Below are 18,638 nucleotides of genomic sequence, written 5' to 3'. Positions count from 1 at the left end.
ATGCCGCTCCAGGCGGTTCCCTCTCCCTTGAGGGAGAGGGTTAGGGTGAGGGGGATTTCTGCGGTCTGATGCCCTCACCCCGGCCCTCTCCTACAGGGAGAGGGAGAACACCACTGATAACTATAAACCTACCTTACCTTTGGAGAGTTCTGTGATGAATGATGACATTTATCAACGGATAGAAAACAGTGCGCATTTCAGGGAGCTCGTCGAAAAACGGCAACGGTTTGCCTTCACGCTTTCTATCATCATGCTGATCATTTACGTCGGCTTTATTCTGCTGATCGCCTTTGCACCGCACTGGCTCGGCACGCCTTTGCATGCCGGAACCAGCGTGACGCGCGGCATCCCCATCGGTATCGGCGTAATTGTGATTTCATTTGTACTGACTGGCGTGTACGTCGTGCGCGCGAACGGTGAATTTGATCGCCTTAACAAAGAAGTGTTGCGTGAGGTAAAAGCCCCATGAAGCGAGTCCTGACGGCGCTAGCCGCCACACTGCCCTTCGCGGCCAACGCGGCCGATGCCCTTACCGGCGCGGTGGAACGCCAGCCAACCAACTGGCAGGCGATTATCATGTTCCTGATTTTCGTGCTGCTGACGCTGTATATCACATACTGGGCGTCGAAACGCGTGCGCTCACGGAATGATTACTACACGGCGGGCGGCAACATTACCGGCTTCCAGAACGGGCTGGCGATTGCGGGTGACTTTATGTCCGCCGCGTCATTCCTGGGGATTTCTGCGCTGGTCTACACCTCCGGCTACGACGGACTGATTTACTCGCTCGGCTTCCTCGTGGGCTGGCCGATTATTCTGTTCCTGATCGCCGAACGCCTGCGTAATCTTGGGCGCTACACCTTCGCCGACGTGGCATCTTATCGCCTGAAACAGGGACCGATCCGCACCCTGTCTGCCTGCGGCTCGCTGGTGGTCGTCGCGCTGTACCTGATCGCACAAATGGTCGGGGCAGGCAAACTGATTCAGTTGCTGTTCGGCCTGAACTATCACATCGCCGTGGTGCTGGTGGGGGTGCTGATGGTGATGTACGTGCTGTTTGGCGGCATGCTCGCCACCACGTGGGTGCAAATCATTAAAGCCGTTTTGCTGCTGTTTGGCGCAAGTTTTATGGCCTTTATGGTCATGAAACACGTGGGCTTCAGCTTCAATAATCTGTTTACCCAGGCGATGGCGGTTCACCCGAAAGGGGAAGCGATTATGAGCCCTGGCGGGCTGGTCAAAGATCCGATATCCGCCCTGTCGCTTGGTCTCGGTTTGATGTTTGGTACCGCAGGCTTGCCACACATTCTGATGCGTTTCTTCACGGTGTCAGACGCCCGCGAAGCACGTAAAAGCGTCTTCTACGCCACCGGTTTTATGGGTTATTTCTACATCCTGACCTTTATTATCGGCTTTGGCGCGATCATGCTGGTGGGTGCGAATCCGGCGTTCAAAGATGCTGCTGGCGCGCTGATTGGCGGTAATAACATGGCGGCGGTGCATCTGGCCGATGCCGTGGGCGGTAACCTGTTCCTCGGCTTTATCTCCGCTGTCGCCTTCGCCACCATTCTGGCGGTTGTGGCGGGTCTGACGCTGGCGGGCGCTTCGGCGGTCTCGCACGATCTGTATGCCAACGTGTGGCGTAAAGGTGCGACGGAACGTCAGGAGCTGAAAGTCTCCAAAATCACGGTTCTGATTCTGGGCGTGGTGGCGATTCTGCTGGGCATTCTTTTCGAAAATCAGAACATCGCCTTTATGGTGGGACTGGCCTTCTCGATTGCGGCAAGCTGTAATTTCCCGATTATCCTGCTCTCGATGTACTGGTCAAAACTGACCACGCGCGGGGCGATGATTGGCGGCTGGCTGGGCCTGCTGACGGCGGTGATCCTGATGATCCTCGGTCCAACGATTTGGGTGCAGATCCTCGGTCACGAAAAAGCCATCTTCCCGTACGAATACCCGGCGCTGTTCTCAATTGCCGTGGCGTTTATTGGGATTTGGTTCTTCTCGGCCACCGATAATTCAGCGGAAGGTAAGCTGGAGCGTGAAAAATTCCGCGCCCAGTTTATCCGTTCTCAAACCGGCTTAGGCATCGATCAGGGCCGCGCGCACTGATCGACTTATCTCCCCGGCCGCGCTGGCCGGGGAATTTTAGAACATCATCCACGCCACCAGCGGCGCTGCCAGCACCATCACCACGCCAGACAGCATCATCACCAGACTCGCGACCACCCCTTCTTGCTGACCAAGCTCATAGGATCGCGCCGTGCCTGCGCCGTGCGACGCCGCACCAAACCCGGCACCTTTCGCCATGCCTTCCCGAATCGACAAACGCAAAAACAGAATATCGCCCACCGCCATGCCAAACACGCCGGTAACGACGACAAACAACGCCACCAGATCCGGCTGGCCGCCCAGCGGTTTTGCCGCCGCCAGCGCAAACGGCGTCGTCACCGATCGCACCGCCAGGCTGCGCTGAATTTCATCCGATAACGTAAACCAGCGCGCCAGCCAGACGGAGCTGGTGACGGCGACCACCGTGGCGGTGACCACGCCTGCGGTCAGCGACATCCAGTGACGTTTGATAATGGCGAGATTGTCATACACGGGGACGGCAAACGCGATCGTCGCCGGGCCTAAAAGCCACAGCAGCCAGTGCGATTCGCCGATGTAATTCTGCCAGGAGATGTGGCCAAAAATGAGCATCAGCACCAGCAAAATGGGCGTAAACACCAGCGGCATCAGCGGCAATTTATGAAAGCGGCGATACAGGCGCTTATTGGCAAAATAGATAACCAGCGTGGCGATAAGGCACAGCAGGCTGACCTGAAAATTAGTCATGCTTCTGCCTGCTGATTTCAAAGCGATACACTTTATCCACTACCCACGCCGTCGCGCCCAAAACCATTAACGTACTCAGCGCAATGACGGCAAAAATGCGCCAGCCATCAACCATCAGCAGTTGGGCATAATTGACCACCGCCACCACCGCTGGCACGAAAAACAGCAGCATTTCCGCCAGTAGCCAGCTTGCGCCTGCGCGCACCCAGTTCAGCGGGATAACGCGACACACAATCAGCGTCAGCATTAACATCATGCCCACCAGATTGGCGGGCAGCGGCAAATGCAGCCAGCTGACGAGATATTCTGCGAAAACAAACAATCCAGCATAAAGCCCGACCTGAACCGGAATCTGGAGTCGTTGCACAACGGCAGGCGTAACACGACTTAACGCCACGGCCATGGGGATTTCCTTGAAATGAGATGAAGCGCCAGTATAGAGACCGCACGTAACGGACTGAAATGAATTAAAATCATCAAATGCATAGTCTCGGGGAATAATCATGGACATCAGAACGCTGCGCTATTTTGTCGAAGTGGTTCGCCAGCAGAGTTTTACTCGCGCAGCGGAAAAGCTGTTTGTCACCCAACCCACCATCAGCAAAATGCTGAAAAACCTTGAAGACGAACTGAACTGTACCCTGCTGATTCGCGACGGGCGCAAGCTGTTGCTCACCGATACCGGGCGCGTGGTGTTTGAACGTGGCCTGGCGATTCTTGCGGAGTTCCGCCAGCTCGAAGCAGAGCTTGGCGATATTAACCACCTGAACAAAGGGCTGTTGCGCCTCGGTATTCCTCCGATGGTCGGGATGATGATGGCTGGGCCGATCAGTCTGTATCGCCAGCGCTATCCGGGCGTCGAGCTAAAAATATCTGAATTTGGCGGATTAACCGTGCAGCAGGCGGTGATGAACGGGGAACTGGATCTGGCGATGACCGCCCTGCCCGTCGAAGAAGACAGCGGCCTGGCGACGCTACCGCTGTTCAGCCATCCGCTGTGCGTTTTGGTCCCGCGCTCGGGCGACTGGCTGGATATTAAAACCGTTAAGCCCGAACTGCTGGCAGAGCATCCCCTGCTGATTTACAACGAAGATTTCGCCCTCAGTCGCCAGCTGATGCAGCTGTTTAGTCAGCACGACGTGAAGCCGCGCATCGCCGTGCGCAGCGGCCAGTGGGATTTTCTCGCGGCAATGGTACAGGCGGGTGTAGGCATCGCGATTTTGCCGCAACCCATTTGCGAACGGCTGGATAAAAACACGCTGCGCTGGATCCCGCTCGAAAGCGATCTGCACTGGCAGCTAGGCATGATTTGGCGCGAAGGGGTTTATCTGTCGAACAGCGCCCAGGCGTGGCTGACGTGCTGCGAGGGGTTTTGGGTCCCTTCACCCTAACCCAAAGGGAGAGGGAACGTAAAACGCATCCGACAGAGCGGGACGCCCTAAGAGGGTGAGCGAACCACTCCCTCTCCCGTGGGAGAGGGTCGGGGTGAGGGCATCAGACCGCACGTATTACTGACTCTCGATCAACAGCGCTTCCAGCAAATCGAGATCGTGCAGCAATTTTTGCAGCGTCTCATTGCTGATCTGGCGCGTCGCGCGCAGGTGGTACAGCTCGGCACGCTCGGAGCGCAGCGCGGCCAGGCGGAAGCGTCGCTCAAGTTTCTCGGCCAGCATGGAGCTTTCAACATCGTTGCTCCCATCGGCACGACGGCGCAGGTTACCGATCACCCGCGAACTGACCTCGGTCAACAGCTGGTTATCAATGTTCTCTTCGATATCTGCGGCAAGACGCTCCTCCATTTTCTGGATCGCCACAATCGCCACTTCTGCCGTTGCGGCGCGCGCGATGCGCTCCTCTTTCTGCTGCTGGGCATGGTCGGCCACTTCCAGATGTTGCAGCAGAATCGGCAGCATCACCACGCCAATAAACAGTGAGAACAGAATCACGCCCGCCGCTAAAAACACCAGTTCGTAACGCGCCGGGAAGACGTTTCCGTCGGGCAGAAGCAGCGGAATAGAGAGCACACCGGCAAGGGTGATGGCCCCACGCACGCCCGCAAAAGACGCAATCAGCAGTTCGCGCGTGGTCCACGAGCCAAACTCCATCGGCTTGTTCTTCAGGAAGCGCATGCTGAAGTTTTTCATCGTCCACAGCCAGCCAAAGCGCACCAGCATCAGCGCGACGTAAATCAGCACAATATCGGTAAACAGCATCCAGGTTTCAACGTTCGGATCGGCTTCGGCCGCCACCAGCGAGGATTCCAGAATGCCCGGAAGCTGCAGGCCCAATAGCAGGAACACCATGCCGTTAAACACAAACTCAAGCATTGCCCAGGTGCTGTTGGCGCGCAGACGCATCGCCAGCGGCGCGCGGCGCATCACACCTGCACGGGTGATGGTCATCCCCGCCGCCACGGCCGCCAGGATGCCGGAAACGCCAATATGTTCCGCAATCAAATAGGACGCGAACGGCAGCAGGAACAGCAGAACGATTTGCGTTGCAGGCTCATCGCCGCCCCAGCGACTGAGAAAGCCCAACGAACGGCCATACAGCCAACTGACGACAAAACCGGCCAGGATGCCGCCAATCGCCACTTTGAAGAACTCAACGGTTGCGCCGCCGATAGTGAAAATCATGGTGCCCATCGCCACGGCGACAGCAAACTTGAGCGCCACTAGGCCAGAGGCGTCATTCATTAGCGCCTCACCCTGCAAAATCCCCATGATTTTCTTCGGAATGCGCCCTTCGCCGACAATACCGGACAGCGCCACGGCATCGGTAGGCGACAGCACGGCGGCCAGCGCAAAGGCTGGAATCAGCGGGATGCCCGGCACAATCCAGTAGATCAGGAAGCCTATCCCGACCACCGTGACGACCACCAGGGCCAGCGCGAGGCCGAATATCTCTCGCCCGTGCTCAAGGAATTCGCGCGTGGGCGTTTTCCAGCCGTCGGCAAACAGCAGCGGCGGGATGAACAGCACGAGGAACAGTTCGGGATCGAACTCGACGTGCAAGCCAAACGTCGGCCATGCCAATAGCGCACCAATGGCAATTTGCATCAGCGGGAGGGGTAACTGGAAGGGTAGTACGCGGGTGACTACCCCGGAAAGTGAGACCACGAGGGTCATGATGAGAATGGTGAAGAAAATTTCCATGCGTTCCCTGTTTGCGTGTTTCTTATTGTCTAAAACCTGAAGCGTCGTGCTTCTATTTTACCCTCTTCAGAGTAACGCAAATGACAACGAGATGTGGTCTGAAAATGAAAACGGGCGGCCTAAGCCACCCGTTTTCGCAGGTTCTGCTAAATCAGATGGCCCAGCCGCCCGCATAGAACGCAACCAGCGCAATCGCGATCACCACGGTGCCAACGTTCAGCTTGCGCCATTCGCCCGACACCAGACGACCAATCACCAGTGAGGCAAAGCCGATCATGATGCCGGTGACGATATTGCAGGTCAGCACGATAAAGACGGCGGTAATCAGGCCGGACATCGCGTCAACGAAATCGGCAAAATCGATTTTCGCCACGTTGCTCAGCATCAGCAGGCCGACGTACATCAGCGCCGGTGCGGTCGCATAAACCGGCACCAGATAAGAGAGCGGCGAGAGGAACAGAATGAGCAAGAACAGCACGCCGACGGTGATAGCCGTCAGACCGGTTTTCCCGCCTGCTGCCGTACCCGCGGCTGATTCAATGTAGACCGCAGCCGGAGCCGCGCCCACCAGGCCGGAGAACACGCTGCTCAGGGAGTCGGTGGTCAGCGCTTTGCCGCCATCGATAATCTGGCCGTCTTTATCCAGCAAATTAGCCTGACCCGCGACCGCACGGATGGTCCCCGTGGCGTCAAATACCGCGGTCATGACCAGCGCCAGTACGCTTGGCAGCACAATCGGGTTCAGCGCGCCGACAATATCGAGGCTACCAATCAGCGAGTTGCCATGTTCATCACTCAGCGACGGCATGGCAAAGATACCGGAGAAGTGAACGGTCGGATCGAAAAGCAGGCCGACCACGGAAATCCCGATAATCGTCAGCAAGATACCGCCAGGCACTTTCAGTTTTTCCAGACCGATAATGACCGCCAGGCCAATGAGCGACATGATCACCGGGAAGCTGGCGAAATGGCCCATCGCAACCGGCAAGCCGTCGAGTGGGTTTTTAACCACCAGGCCCACGCCGTTGGCGGCAATCAGCAGCAGGAACAGACCGATACCGATGCCCGTACCGTGCGCGACGCCTTGCGGCAGGTTCCGCAAGATCCAGCTACGGATGCCGGTCGCAGAAATCACCGTAAACAGCACCCCCATCAGGAACACCGCACCCAGCGCAACGGGCACGCTGATGTGCTGACCCAGCACCAGGCTGAACGCGGTAAATGCGGTCAGTGAGATTGCGCAACCAATCGCCAGCGGCAGGTTAGCCCACAGACCCATCACGATAGAACCCAGACCCGCAACCAGACAGGTGGCAACGAACACCGCAGCAGGCGGGAAGCCCGCTTTACCCAACATGCCCGGCACAACGATCACGGAGTAAACCATCGCCAGGAAGGTCGTCAGACCGGCGACAACTTCCTGACGCACGGTGCTGCCGCGAGCAGAAATTTTAAACATGGCGTCGAGTGAACCGCCAGTACGCGCTGAAGGCGTAGACATAGAAAGCATCCCCTGAGAATTTTTATCATTCGTTTATAAGCGTGGTGGACAACTCCACTGCCAGCGAAACGTCAAATCCTTGTGCTGCGTTTGTGACGAATAGGGGCCGTCACAAAAAAAGCAAACGTTTAGCTCCGCGCTTACAAAACGGGTGGTTAATTGAAGGCAAACGATTATCTAGCCTAATACAGGGCGTTTTCAACTTAACTTTGTCGTTTTTCGCTAAAATTAGCTTATGACGCTGAAGAAATAACCAGAGGATGCGCAAACGTTATCGTGAATGCGCAATTTAATAACAATTAATGTTTATCCGGGGATTTCAAATGGTCCACCCTGTTGAATCGCACGTTGCCACGCCGGACGCATTTCAACCTTTTTCTTCCACGCGTGTAGATGCGGCAGGTTGTCGACTCCACCGCGCGCAAGTAACGCGAATACCGGGAAGCTCATCTGAATATCCGCCATGCTGAGATGATCGCCAGCGAACCAGCTGTTCTCGGCCAGATGCGATTCGACAAAACGCGCGTGCGTTTCAATCTGAGCGTTGAGATAGCCTTTCTGTACGCCTTGTCCCAGCAGTTTGCCCAAGGTTCGCATGCCGAAAGGCACCGGCGGTTTACCCAGACTGTTAAAGACCAGTTTCATCATCAGTAAGGGCATCAGCGACCCTTCGGCGTAATGCAGCCAGAAGCGATACTGGGTTTTATGCGCCGCATCCTGAGGCTTGAGATGCGACTCCGGATCATAGGTTTCTTGCAAGTATTCAAGAATTGCACCCGATTCTGCGAGGATCAGTCCGTTATCTTCTACCACGGGCGATTTACCCAGCGGGTGGATTTTCTTGAGTGACGGCGGCGCCAGCATGGTTTTTTCACGCTGATAGCGGACAATTTGATACGGCACGCCAAGTTCTTCGAGCGCCCAGATCACGCGCTGTGAACGGGATTGATTCAAGTGGTGGAGCGTGAGCATGGATTTCTCCTCTGATTCATACAAACTAACTATAGAAAATTGCACAACTCCGCGAAAAAATTTTGGCTAAAATCTGAACGTTCGCGCTGGCGAAGATGACGATTTTGCATACAATTAAAGTGTCAGCACAAACCGGAACCTCCCCAACTGCTCGACATGAGGGGTGCTGATGTCGGGGGAAACCCTCCCGTGAACCAGCGGGATAGAGAGAAAGACAAAGACCGGGAATAAACTAAAGCGCCTTAGTCTGGCGCTTTAGTTTTTTTATTCTTCGCCCAGCAGTCGTGCGCCCGTGCCCTGCTCACCCAGTTTGTCGCCAGGGTTACGCAACGGGCAATCGCTCCGCGAAAGGCACCCACACCCGATGCATCCATCCAGCTCATCGCGCAGCGCAACCAGCGTATGGATACGCCGGTCCAGCTCCTCGCGCCACTGCGAGGAGAGATCTTTCCACTCTTTTACACTCAGCGAATGACCTTCTGGCAGCACGCCAAAAGCGTCGCTGATGGTCGCCAGCGGGATCCCGATGCGTTGCGCAATTTTGATAATCGCCACGTAACGCAGCACATCGCGGGTATAACGGCGCTGGTTGCCGCCGTTACGGATGCTTTTAATCAGCCCTTTTGTTTCATAGAAATGCAGCGCCGAGACCGCCACCCCGCTGCGTTTTGCGACTTCACCCGGAGTCAGCAACGCTTTAATTCTCGGTAATCTCTTTTCCATAAAACCTCTTTACCTCAAGTTAACTTGAGGAATTATACTCCCCCGCAGAGAAAACGACCAATCAACTGAAAGTGTTGTATTTAAAGAGGGGCAACCTTATGTCACATCAGCAAATTATTCAGACATTGATTGAATGGATTGATGAACATATCGACCAACCATTAAACATTGACGCCGTCGCGAAGAAGTCGGGCTATTCGAAGTGGTATCTGCAGAGAATGTTCCGCACGGTCATGCATCAGACGCTGGGGGATTACATTCGTCAGCGCAGATTGCTTTTGGCAGCGCAGGCGTTGCGCAGCACGCGCCGTCCGATTTTTGATATCGCGATGGATTTGGGATACGTTTCACAGCAGACATTTTCCCGGGTATTTAGACGCGAATTTGATCGCACCCCGAGCGATTACCGCCACCAGCTCAACTAGCTGGTACGCGGGACCAGAACGTGAACAGGGTGCTGCTGCCAGTCCATAAACTCTTGCGGCGGCATCGCCTTCGCAAAATGCCAACCCTGGCAATATTGCACGCCACGCTTCAGTAACCAGGTCACCTGCTCCGCCGTCTCCACCCCTTCAGCGATGGTTTTCAGCCGCAAGCTCTGGGCCATTTCAATGATGTGTTCTGCAATCAGGTGACTGGTGCTGTTGGTCGTCAGGGTATCGATAAACGATTTATCGATTTTCAGGATGTCGACGTTCAGTGAATACAGGTTATGCAGGTTGGAATAACCGGTACCAAAGTCATCGATCGCGACTTCATACCCGGCCTGACGGAAAGCCTGAATCACAGGGGTGGTTTTCGGCACATCAATAAATCCGCGCTCTGTCACTTCAATCTTAATTTGTTGAGCGCGCACGGAATATTGCTGAGCTTTATCAGAGATCAGGGCGATCAGGCGAGAAGAGTGGAAATCGGATGCCGACAGGTTAATGGAGATATAAAGATGCGGGTTATTCCCCAAAAAATGGCCGAGATCGTTAAAGACCTCTTCAACAACATAATCGGTAATCCGCTCAATCATGCCCTCTTTCTCTGCCAGCGGAATAAACTCTGCGGGACTCATTACCTGACCGTTAAAACCTGGCCAACGAAGCAGGGCTTCCGCACCTACGCATTGCTTATTTTTTATATCAATAATGGGTTGATAATGTACACACAGCTGGCGTTTATTTAATGCGCGGTGCAATAAACGTCCAGGTGAATTAAATTCTCGATGTGTGCGTGACCACACCAGCAATATAATTACGCTGCAAATCATTCCCAGCGGCAACGTCAATGTCGCCTGATGATAAAGCATTTCATAAAATCGGGTATTCGAGGTAGAAACAATCGCGGCGATAGGACGTTTCGCAGAATTTGCGGTGGTGTAAAAACGACCATTACTTTGAAATGCTTGCTCAGGATTACCTAATAGCGAATGTAATAAAGAAATTTCGGCGTGTGGACTGACGGAAAAGAAATCATTAGTCACCGTATCATATACACCCCATGTCAATGTATGGTCGGCAGACATGACTTCACCATATGACAATGGGTTGACCACCACCACGTAATTTCCGCGCTGCATATATGTCATTTTATAACCGGCGAAGAACGGCGTATCGCGGAAATAATAGATAGAGACGTCGGGTTTACGTGTGTAATTTGCGGTAGGGATAATGTAGGGCTGATCTGGCGTGGAGACCGTGGAACATAAAAAGCGCTGACCATCTGCATATATTAAATCAGCCACGTAGAGACGTCCACGAACGACATTTAACATATATTGCCGATGCGCAGGCGAACACACTTCACCCTGGTATTTTTTGGCAGCGTCGCGGGCTAAATCAACCTGCTCAATAACGAGTTCAGTTTTATCTAAAGCGAGTTGGGCAAAGGTACGTAGCTGGCTGCTTGTTTCGGTAACGGCTCTTAGCTGGGCAAACCATAGCGCAAGCATCACCGGTAGCAAAACTACCATGATGACCCCGACTACCCTCAGCACCTTGCGCCGTGCGCTACGATTCATTTCCGCCCTATATCCCTGCAATATGTGTGCCTGTAGTAATGAAGGCCGGATGCTTTGATAAACAGGTGATTACGTTGCATGAATCATGCGAAGTTAGCAACTGACTTTTAGTATTAAAATTCTCAAAGTTAGTTATGACGATAATATGTGTCCGTAACTCAAACTAAAAGTATGCGTTTCGTTTTTATTAGGGAAAGTTATTATCCAGCATTACCGGTGAGTTTTAAGATAACACGACAAGGGATCATTGATTAAGTCAAACTCGCAACAGCATGGAAAAAACACACCTTAATCATGAAATTTAAGATTATTTGCAGATAAACATTACGAATGATGATTTATAAATAATCAATGGCGATCACCGTTTTTCCTCTTCCGCTACGTTTTGCATCATATAACGCTTTATCGGCACGCGTAAGCAGTGAAGAGGTATCGCGTTGACCATGACAGACCTCTACCACACCCGCACTAAAGGAAAGAACCAACGATTTGTCTTCGACCCGCATGGGTCTGTCAAAGAGCGAGGAACGCAGCAGTGTGGAAAGCGCCATCGCCGCCTGACTATCGGCTTGCGTGAGCAGAAGCAAAAACTCCTCGCCGCCAACCCGACCCAGAGCAGAGAGTCTCGGGCTCAACTCACGCAGCCGATCGCAAAAATAGACCAGGGCCGCGTCTCCGACCTGATGGCCCCACTCATCATTAATCTGTTTGAAATAGTCAAGATCGAACATCAACACGCAGAAAGGGCTTCCCGTTTCTGACAGCTGATGTTGCTCCGTCGCCGCCTGAAGCTTCTGCAAAATTGCGGAACGATTAAAACAGCCGGTGAGATCGTCAGTGGTGGCCCTCAACGCCAGCTGACGTTCCGCTTTTTTGCGTTCGGTGATATCCAGACCAATATTCAAAATAGAGCCATCGGGCAGCAGAATATTCGACCACAAAATCGTGAGCTGCGATCCGTCTTTTCGCAGCGGGTGCCACTCGTACATATCTTTCAGGGACGAAATATGGATTGAATCGCGCACCCGTCGGCGCTCTTCGGGATCGGGATAAAAAAGCGCCAGAGGATCGGGATGGGCATTGATTTCCACCATGCTCCAGCCGAATACTTTTTCGCATTCACCGTTCCCCAACACGCAACGGTTATGTCGATCAAAAGAGGTCATTAATACCGGGGCACGTTCAAACAACGTTTTATATTGAGTCACCACACGCTGCATCTCAATGGCCGTGCGCTCTCGGGAAATAATTTCGGCAAAATAATCTTTGAGCTTTTCTGCGAGCACAACAACAATATGTTTCAGCACGGGCAACGTATCAATACGCTGCGAAAACGCGAGAAAGAAATAGCCGCTGCAACGTCCATCCCGGGAGGATAATTTACATAACACCCCGCTTTGTAATTGCGCATGCCCTGGATGCTGGGGTGAAAATATTACCCTGCCGACGTTTTCTTTCCAGTAAATAGACCGCCACGCGCGGTGATGCTGTTGCAGCAACGTGCTGGCCAGGAAACCCGTCACTTCAAAAGGGTGACAAGTCACCTCCCCCGCGCAAACAACGCGCGACTGAGCGCTTTCATCATCGATACTGACCCAGGCAAGCGTCGAGCCAAGCGTACGGTTAATCGTTTCCAGCATCTCAGACAGCGAACGCTGAAGAGTAAGCAGCGGCATCAGTTTTGCTAAAGCATGCAAAGCCAGCATGCTGTCGTTAATCACTTCGCGGCATGTGTCTTTCATCATTTTTATTCGCAGGTGATTGAATAATATAAATCGGGCATAACGAATAACTCAAGATTCGTATAAAATTGATTTAATGATTATTTAAAGACAGCGCATACTTATGTAAATATAAAAATTGCATGTGTGAAGAAGAAATGACAATGAGAACAAATAATCTATTAATTCAGAAAGTTGAGTTATTAGCTGTGCGTATAATTAATTGTTCGTTCAAGCATAAGTCATAGTAGTAATACTGTAAATATTCTCGTTCCTCACCTAATCCATCCCCCCTTTTCGCTATCCTAATGAATTCCTTATGAACACACAGTAAAACTGTCCCTTAGCCTGCGAAGATATATTTTCACGACAACGGATCCTTACGCAGAAGCGGCTTATCACGCACAATTTTTCCGCAACAGAACTGGCGAATAAAAGAACAAACGTGATATAGTTCACACATATTTTGCAACGTGAAACGCCGTTTCATTGTTACTTTTTTGTTATCTCGAGGATAGGTTTTATGGCAACCATTACTACCAGCATGGTTCTTTTGCGCTGGCCGTTATTGAGTGCAGTGATGATGTTTTTAGCCAGCACGCTCAATATTCAGTTCCGTAAATCAGATTATGCAGGACTCGCCGTGATCAGCACCTTATTGGGACTGGGCGCAGCATGCTGGTTTGCGACGGGCTTACTGGGCATTACGATGGCGGACGTGGCAACTATCTGGAGCAATGTGAAAGTCGTCATGGTGGAAGCCATGAGCCATACCCCACCCGACTGGCCGATGGTCATCACCTGATCAATCGCGCAATTTTGGCGTAACGCATCGACTTTCTGAAACAAAAAGCCCTGCAAATGCAGGGCTTCTGGCAATACAAAACATGTCGTCTATAACAATCAGAACGGAATGTCGTCGTCGAAATCCATTGGGGGTTCGTTAGACGGTGCCGGTGCGGACTGCTGCTGCGGACGAGACTGCGCGCCGCCGCTGAACTGGTTGCCGCCGCCCTGTGGCTGTTGGGGTTGACCCCAGCTGCCCTGCTGCTGCTGACCGCCGCCTGCCGGAGCACCACCGCCCTGACGGCCACCCAGCATTTGCATGGTACCGCCAACGTTAACCACGACTTCAGTCGTGAACTTCTCTGCACCGGACTGATCGGTCCATTTACGGGTACGAAGCTGACCTTCGATATACACCTGAGAACCTTTACGCAGATATTCACCAGCCACTTCGGCCAGTTTGCCGAACAGCACAACACGGTGCCATTCAGTCTGCTCTTTCATCTCACCGGTCGCTTTATCACGCCAGGATTCGGAAGTAGCCAGCGTAATGTTGGCAACTGCGCCACCACTCGGCATGTAGCGTACTTCCGGGTCCTGGCCCAGATTACCGACGAGAATCACCTTGTTTACGCCTCTGCTGGCCATGATCGTGTCTCCTGAATTCGTTTCTTAATAGTGTAACGCGCGAGTGTATCATTTCCATGTAGCATTTTGATAGTTGCGTAGCATGTTCCAGAGTTCTCTTGCGAACTCGACATTGTTACACAACGAATCAGAAAATGCATTCCAATACTGTATATTCAAACAGGTCAGATTGTGTCATAATTAGCCGTTTCTGCCGTTTGTCCTTCAAACAAACCAGGCATCCGAGTCTCTACCGGGAAAGGTGAATGGATAAGATCGAAGTACGGGGCGCCCGCACCCATAATCTCAAGAATATCAACCTCATAATCCCTCGCGACAAGCTTATTGTCGTGACCGGGCTTTCGGGGTCTGGCAAATCATCACTGGCTTTCGACACCTTATATGCCGAAGGACAGCGCCGTTACGTTGAATCGCTTTCTGCCTATGCGCGTCAGTTTTTGTCGCTGATGGAAAAGCCGGACGTTGACCACATTGAAGGGTTATCGCCTGCCATTTCTATTGAGCAAAAATCAACATCGCACAACCCGCGCTCAACGGTCGGCACCATTACTGAAATTCACGACTACCTGCGCCTGCTGTTTGCCCGCGTAGGCGAACCGCGCTGCCCGGACCATGACGTGCCGCTGGCGGCGCAAACCGTCAGTCAAATGGTGGATAACGTGCTGGCACAGCCGGAAGGCAAACGCCTGATGTTGCTGGCCCCCATCATTAAAGACCGAAAAGGCGAGCATGCGAAAACGCTGGAGAACCTGGCAAGCCAGGGTTACATCCGCGCCCGTATCGACGGTGAAGTGTGCGATCTGTCCGATCCGCCAAAACTTGAGCTGCAAAAGAAACACACCATTGAAGTGGTCATTGACCGCTTTAAAGTGCGTGAAGACCTCACGCAGCGCTTAGCCGAATCGTTTGAAACCGCACTGGATCTCTCCGGTGGGTCGGCGATTGTGGCTGACATGGACGATCCAAAAGCAGAAGAGCTGCTCTTCTCGGCGAACTTTGCCTGTCCAATTTGCGGCTATAGCATGCGCGAGCTGGAACCGCGTCTGTTCTCGTTCAACAACCCGGCGGGTGCGTGTCCAACCTGCGACGGTCTGGGCGTGCAGCAATATTTCGATCCGGATCGCGTGATCCAGAATCCAGAGCTTTCGCTGGCGGGTGGTGCGATTCGCGGCTGGGATCGCCGTAATTTCTACTATTTCCAAATGCTGAAATCACTGGCAGAACACTACAAATTCGACGTTGATGCGCCGTGGGGCAGCCTGGGCGCAACTGTTCATAAAGTGGTGCTGTACGGTTCTGGAAAAGAAAATATTGAATTCAAATACATGAACGATCGCGGCGATACGTCCGTGCGTCGTCATCCGTTTGAAGGCGTCCTGCATAACATGGAACGCCGTTATAAAGAGACAGAATCGAGCGCCGTGCGCGAAGAACTGTCGAAATTTATCAGCAACCGTTCCTGTACTTCCTGCGAGGGGACGCGTCTGAAGCGCGAGGCACGCCACGTCTTTGTCGAGAACACCGCGCTACCGACCATCTCGGATATGAGCATCGGCCATGCGATGGATTTCTTCACGAATCTCAAGCTTGCGGGCCAACGCGCGCAAATTGCCGAGAAAATCCTGAAAGAGATCGGCGATCGTCTGAAGTTCCTGGTCAACGTCGGCCTGAACTATCTGTCACTTTCTCGCTCGGCGGAAACCCTCTCCGGCGGTGAAGCGCAGCGTATCCGTCTGGCAAGCCAGATTGGTGCGGGTCTGGTTGGTGTGATGTACGTGCTGGATGAGCCGTCAATCGGCCTGCATCAGCGCGATAACGAGCGTCTGCTCGGCACGCTGATTCATCTGCGTAACCTTGGCAACACGGTGATTGTGGTTGAGCACGATGAAGATGCGATCCGCGCCGCTGACCATGTGATCGACATCGGTCCTGGTGCTGGCGTGCACGGTGGCCAGGTCGTGGCAGAAGGCACGCTGAAAGACATTATGGCGGTGCCGGAATCGTTGACCGGCCAGTTCATGAGCGGCAAGCGTAAAATTGAAGTTCCGAAGCAGCGCGTCGCCGCCAATCCGGAAAAAGTGTTGAAACTGACCGGCGCGCGCGGCAACAACCTGAAAGATGTGACCCTGACGCTGCCGGTGGGGCTGTTCACCTGCGTAACGGGCGTGTCGGGTTCCGGTAAATCGACGCTGATTAACGACACGCTGTTCCCGATTGCACAGACTCAGCTAAACGGCGCAACGCTGGCAGAACCCGCGCCGTATCGCGAGATCCATGGCCTGGAACATTTCGATAAAGTTATCGATATCGACCAAAGCCCGATTGGTCGTACGCCGCGCTCGAACCCGGCGACCTATACCGGCGTGTTTACGCCTGTACGTGAACTGTTTGCCGGTGTTCCTGAATCACGTTCGCGCGGGTATACGCCAGGACGTTTCAGCTTTAACGTGCGCGGCGGACGCTGTGAAGCCTGTCAGGGTGACGGCGTGATCAAAGTCGAAATGCACTTCTTGCCGGATATTTATGTGCCGTGCGATCAGTGCAGAGGCAAACGCTATAACCGCGAAACGCTGGAGATTAAGTACAAAGGCAAAACGATCCACGAAGTGCTGGATATGACCATCGAAGAAGCGCGTGAGTTCTTTGATGCGGTGCCTGCGCTCGCGCGTAAGCTGCAAACGCTGATGGACGTGGGGTTAACCTACATTCGTCTGGGGCAATCGGCGACAACGCTGTCCGGCGGCGAGGCACAGCGCGTGAAGCTGGCGCGTGAGCTGTCGAAACGCGGGACGGGTCAGACGCTGTATATCCTGGATGAACCGACCACCGGTTTGCACTTTGCCGATATTCAGCAGTTGCTTGAAGTGCTGCATCAGTTGCGCGATCAGGGCAACACGATCGTGGTGATTGAGCACAACCTGGACGTCATCAAAACCGCTGACTGGATTGTGGATCTCGGTCCAGAAGGCGGCAGCGGCGGCGGTGAAATCCTTGTCTCCGGTACGCCAGAGACGGTGGCTGAGTGCGAAGCCTCGCACACCGCACGCTTCCTGAAACCTCTGCTGTAGTTCTTAGACTGAAAGTTGCTGCCGGGTAGTATCCGGCAGCAACTCGATGGCCTGCTGATAAGACGCATCCACCAGATAGTAAATCTGCGAATCCGGTAGCGATCCGTCGAGATAAATCGTGCTCCAGTGTGCTTTATTCAGATGCTTGCTGGGACGCACATCGCTGTGCTGCTGACGCAGCAAATCCGCGAGCTCCGGACTGGTTTTTAATGAGGCTGCCGGGCGACCTTCGACATCTTTCACCATCGCAAACAACACGTCAGCCACTTTGATTTGCGTGGCTTTCCAGTCGCTGTGAACGCTTTGTTCAGCGCCAGTTTTGTTCATGCAGTATTGCAATATCTCCGAAACTGTCATCTGTGTTCCCCTTTCAGTGGGTTGAATGCGACCTGAGAAACTGCCCCCTTTAAGTGTGCAGCAAGACGGCGAAAGGTAAACCCAGGCAAGCCTGATTTGTTCAAAAAATAATCACAAATCAGTATTCGGAATTCACAATCACCTCTTCCCCGAACGCTCCCGCCATCGGCAACGGACGATATGTCGAGTTTGAAGCCCGCAACACGCGGATGCCTCTGGCACCGACATCGCGGGCTGCAGTGATGTCGTTATCCGAATCACCATAGAAAACTTTGATGTTTTTCTGTTCCAGCCACTGTGTTTTGGTGTTTTGCCCCGCTTTATCACCCGCAAAAATTACCGGATTCATGTTTGCAGACGGAATCGCAAAATCACCCTGCAGCGTTTTAGAGACAGCTTCGGTTTTCGTCTGGCTGCGACCGGTCACGAAATAAATACTGTCGCCGCGTTTCACGTGCATGGCGATCAGCGCGCGGCCGACTTCTTTCGGAATGCTGAATTCATCCCAGCCGTTATTCATTTTTTCCCAGAATTCAGGATTTTTGAGGTATTCCTCGTTGGCTGGTGAGAAAGTTTTTTTGCCGCGCCAGAAGCCAGGGCTTGAGAAAAGGACGGTATCGTCGATGTCGAAACCGACAGCCATAGGCGCGCGGCCCATCAGACTGTTTTCAATTTGTGCCACAGAGACCCAGTGAATGGGGGCTTGTTCAGCCAAAATGGCGGCGGTAGTACCGGTATAAAGTGGTGTCGGTGCAGAAGCGCGGGCGACGACTGCACTATTTAGCGAGAACAATAAGCAGGCGGCGCTGAGCGCCAGTGTGATCTTGCGCATGTATTCCCCTGAATATTCTATTTTTT

General features: G+C 53.3%; 17 protein-coding genes. 6 read left to right on the top strand and 11 right to left on the bottom strand.

Annotated elements, in window-relative coordinates; genetic code table 11:
- The first annotated feature begins 154 nt into the window (after positions 1 to 154).
- Both ACKI5T_RS14330 and actP read left to right on the top strand, forming a co-directional pair.
- Complete coding sequence (locus ACKI5T_RS14330) at positions 155 to 469, top strand: DUF485 domain-containing protein (RefSeq protein ID WP_011915537.1); 315 nt, start codon at positions 155 to 157, stop codon at positions 467 to 469.
- Entirely contained in the window at positions 466 to 2,115 is a 1,650-nt protein-coding gene (actP, locus tag ACKI5T_RS14325) for a cation/acetate symporter ActP (RefSeq protein WP_131486847.1), read from the top strand. Before ACKI5T_RS14330 ends, actP begins: the two co-directional genes overlap by 4 nt.
- Positions 2,116 to 2,151: 36 nt before the next feature.
- Here the strand turns inward: actP and ACKI5T_RS14320 are convergent, their stop codons facing one another.
- Positions 2,152 to 2,841, bottom strand: coding sequence for an LrgB family protein (locus ACKI5T_RS14320; RefSeq protein WP_174342755.1), 690 nt, complete (start codon positions 2,839 to 2,841; stop codon positions 2,152 to 2,154).
- Positions 2,834 to 3,244 carry a CidA/LrgA family protein gene (locus ACKI5T_RS14315; protein ID WP_263094507.1) on the bottom strand — a complete coding sequence of 137 codons (411 nt, stop codon included), beginning with the start codon at positions 3,242 to 3,244 and terminating at the stop codon, positions 2,834 to 2,836. The genes ACKI5T_RS14320 and ACKI5T_RS14315 overlap by 8 nt, the downstream gene beginning before the upstream one ends.
- Positions 3,245 to 3,344: 100 nt before the next feature.
- Between ACKI5T_RS14315 and ACKI5T_RS14310 the strand changes: the two genes are divergently transcribed.
- Entirely contained in the window at positions 3,345 to 4,232 is an 888-nt protein-coding gene (locus ACKI5T_RS14310) for a LysR family transcriptional regulator (RefSeq protein WP_407438265.1), read from the top strand.
- Positions 4,233 to 4,349: 117 nt separating this feature from the next.
- On the opposite strand, the gene ACKI5T_RS14305 is transcribed toward ACKI5T_RS14310, so the two are convergent.
- From ACKI5T_RS14305 to soxR, 4 genes are all read right to left on the bottom strand, one after another.
- Positions 4,350 to 5,996: a Na+/H+ antiporter gene (locus ACKI5T_RS14305; RefSeq protein WP_059179859.1), complete on the bottom strand. Its 1,647-nt coding sequence runs from the start codon at positions 5,994 to 5,996 to the stop codon at positions 4,350 to 4,352.
- A 151-nt stretch (positions 5,997 to 6,147) separates the two neighbouring features.
- On the bottom strand, positions 6,148 to 7,497 hold the full coding sequence (gene ghxP, locus ACKI5T_RS14300; RefSeq protein ID WP_407438263.1) for a guanine/hypoxanthine transporter GhxP: 1,350 nt from the start codon (positions 7,495 to 7,497) through the stop codon (positions 6,148 to 6,150).
- Positions 7,498 to 7,803: 306 nt separating this feature from the next.
- On the bottom strand, positions 7,804 to 8,469 hold the full coding sequence (locus ACKI5T_RS14295; RefSeq protein WP_407438261.1) for a glutathione S-transferase family protein: 666 nt from the start codon (positions 8,467 to 8,469) through the stop codon (positions 7,804 to 7,806).
- 264 nt (positions 8,470 to 8,733) lie between these two features.
- Entirely contained in the window at positions 8,734 to 9,192 is a 459-nt protein-coding gene (gene soxR / locus ACKI5T_RS14290; protein ID WP_407438259.1) for a redox-sensitive transcriptional activator SoxR, read from the bottom strand.
- 98 nt (positions 9,193 to 9,290) lie between these two features.
- Between soxR and soxS the strand changes: the two genes are divergently transcribed.
- Positions 9,291 to 9,617, top strand: a complete 327-nt coding sequence (gene soxS / locus ACKI5T_RS14285) for a superoxide response transcriptional regulator SoxS (protein ID WP_011915528.1) — start codon at positions 9,291 to 9,293, stop codon at positions 9,615 to 9,617.
- Here the strand turns inward: soxS and ACKI5T_RS14280 are convergent.
- Both ACKI5T_RS14280 and ACKI5T_RS14275 read right to left on the bottom strand, forming a co-directional pair.
- The gene (locus ACKI5T_RS14280; protein WP_407438257.1) at positions 9,614 to 11,200 is read right to left on the bottom strand and encodes an EAL domain-containing protein; all 1,587 of its coding nucleotides are present in this window, start codon (positions 11,198 to 11,200) and stop codon (positions 9,614 to 9,616) included. The genes soxS and ACKI5T_RS14280 overlap by 4 nt on opposite strands.
- Positions 11,201 to 11,538: 338 nt before the next feature.
- The gene (locus tag ACKI5T_RS14275; protein ID WP_407438532.1) at positions 11,539 to 12,942 is read right to left on the bottom strand and encodes a diguanylate cyclase; all 1,404 of its coding nucleotides are present in this window, start codon (positions 12,940 to 12,942) and stop codon (positions 11,539 to 11,541) included.
- Between the two features lie 502 nt (positions 12,943 to 13,444).
- Here ACKI5T_RS14275 and ACKI5T_RS14270 point away from each other — a divergent pair.
- Entirely contained in the window at positions 13,445 to 13,726 is a 282-nt protein-coding gene (locus ACKI5T_RS14270; protein WP_011915525.1) for a YjcB family protein, read from the top strand.
- A gap of 98 nt (positions 13,727 to 13,824) precedes the next feature.
- Here ACKI5T_RS14270 and ssb1 read toward each other — a convergent pair whose 3' ends face one another.
- Positions 13,825 to 14,355, bottom strand: a complete 531-nt coding sequence (gene ssb1, locus ACKI5T_RS14265; protein ID WP_011915524.1) for a single-stranded DNA-binding protein SSB1 — start codon at positions 14,353 to 14,355, stop codon at positions 13,825 to 13,827.
- Positions 14,356 to 14,600: 245 nt separating this feature from the next.
- Between ssb1 and uvrA the strand changes: the two genes are divergently transcribed.
- Positions 14,601 to 17,423: an excinuclease ABC subunit UvrA gene (uvrA, locus tag ACKI5T_RS14260; protein ID WP_407438255.1), complete on the top strand. Its 2,823-nt coding sequence runs from the start codon at positions 14,601 to 14,603 to the stop codon at positions 17,421 to 17,423.
- Positions 17,424 to 17,426: 3 nt separating this feature from the next.
- Here the strand turns inward: uvrA and ACKI5T_RS14255 are convergent, their stop codons facing one another.
- Complete coding sequence (locus ACKI5T_RS14255; RefSeq protein ID WP_011915522.1) at positions 17,427 to 17,780, bottom strand: MmcQ/YjbR family DNA-binding protein; 354 nt, start codon at positions 17,778 to 17,780, stop codon at positions 17,427 to 17,429.
- A 118-nt stretch (positions 17,781 to 17,898) separates the two neighbouring features.
- Positions 17,899 to 18,612, bottom strand: a complete 714-nt coding sequence (gene aphA / locus ACKI5T_RS14250; RefSeq protein ID WP_407438254.1) for an acid phosphatase AphA — start codon at positions 18,610 to 18,612, stop codon at positions 17,899 to 17,901.
- Positions 18,613 to 18,638 lie beyond the last annotated feature (26 nt).

It is taken from the genome of Lelliottia sp. (assembly GCF_045627565.1).
Classification (GTDB): Bacteria; Pseudomonadota; Gammaproteobacteria; order Enterobacterales; family Enterobacteriaceae; genus Enterobacter.
This window is presented reverse-complemented; position numbering and strand designations above follow the sequence as displayed.

Coding starts and splice junctions, on each gene's coding strand:
- ACKI5T_RS14255 (WP_011915522.1), bottom strand. CDS start 17,780: ATGACAGTTTCGGAGATATTGCAATACTGCATGAACAAAACTGGCGCT.
- ACKI5T_RS14280 (WP_407438257.1), bottom strand. CDS start 11,200: ATGAATCGTAGCGCACGGCGCAAGGTGCTGAGGGTAGTCGGGGTCATC.
- ACKI5T_RS14275 (WP_407438532.1), bottom strand. CDS start 12,942: ATGAAAGACACATGCCGCGAAGTGATTAACGACAGCATGCTGGCTTTG.
- uvrA (WP_407438255.1), top strand. CDS start 14,601: ATGGATAAGATCGAAGTACGGGGCGCCCGCACCCATAATCTCAAGAAT.
- ACKI5T_RS14320 (WP_174342755.1), bottom strand. CDS start 2,841: ATGACTAATTTTCAGGTCAGCCTGCTGTGCCTTATCGCCACGCTGGTT.
- soxR (WP_407438259.1), bottom strand. CDS start 9,192: ATGGAAAAGAGATTACCGAGAATTAAAGCGTTGCTGACTCCGGGTGAA.
- soxS (WP_011915528.1), top strand. CDS start 9,291: ATGTCACATCAGCAAATTATTCAGACATTGATTGAATGGATTGATGAA.
- ssb1 (WP_011915524.1), bottom strand. CDS start 14,355: ATGGCCAGCAGAGGCGTAAACAAGGTGATTCTCGTCGGTAATCTGGGC.
- ghxP (WP_407438263.1), bottom strand. CDS start 7,497: ATGTCTACGCCTTCAGCGCGTACTGGCGGTTCACTCGACGCCATGTTT.
- ACKI5T_RS14270 (WP_011915525.1), top strand. CDS start 13,445: ATGGCAACCATTACTACCAGCATGGTTCTTTTGCGCTGGCCGTTATTG.
- ACKI5T_RS14305 (WP_059179859.1), bottom strand. CDS start 5,996: ATGGAAATTTTCTTCACCATTCTCATCATGACCCTCGTGGTCTCACTT.
- ACKI5T_RS14330 (WP_011915537.1), top strand. CDS start 155: ATGAATGATGACATTTATCAACGGATAGAAAACAGTGCGCATTTCAGG.
- ACKI5T_RS14315 (WP_263094507.1), bottom strand. CDS start 3,244: ATGGCCGTGGCGTTAAGTCGTGTTACGCCTGCCGTTGTGCAACGACTC.
- ACKI5T_RS14310 (WP_407438265.1), top strand. CDS start 3,345: ATGGACATCAGAACGCTGCGCTATTTTGTCGAAGTGGTTCGCCAGCAG.
- aphA (WP_407438254.1), bottom strand. CDS start 18,612: ATGCGCAAGATCACACTGGCGCTCAGCGCCGCCTGCTTATTGTTCTCG.
- actP (WP_131486847.1), top strand. CDS start 466: ATGAAGCGAGTCCTGACGGCGCTAGCCGCCACACTGCCCTTCGCGGCC.
- ACKI5T_RS14295 (WP_407438261.1), bottom strand. CDS start 8,469: ATGCTCACGCTCCACCACTTGAATCAATCCCGTTCACAGCGCGTGATC.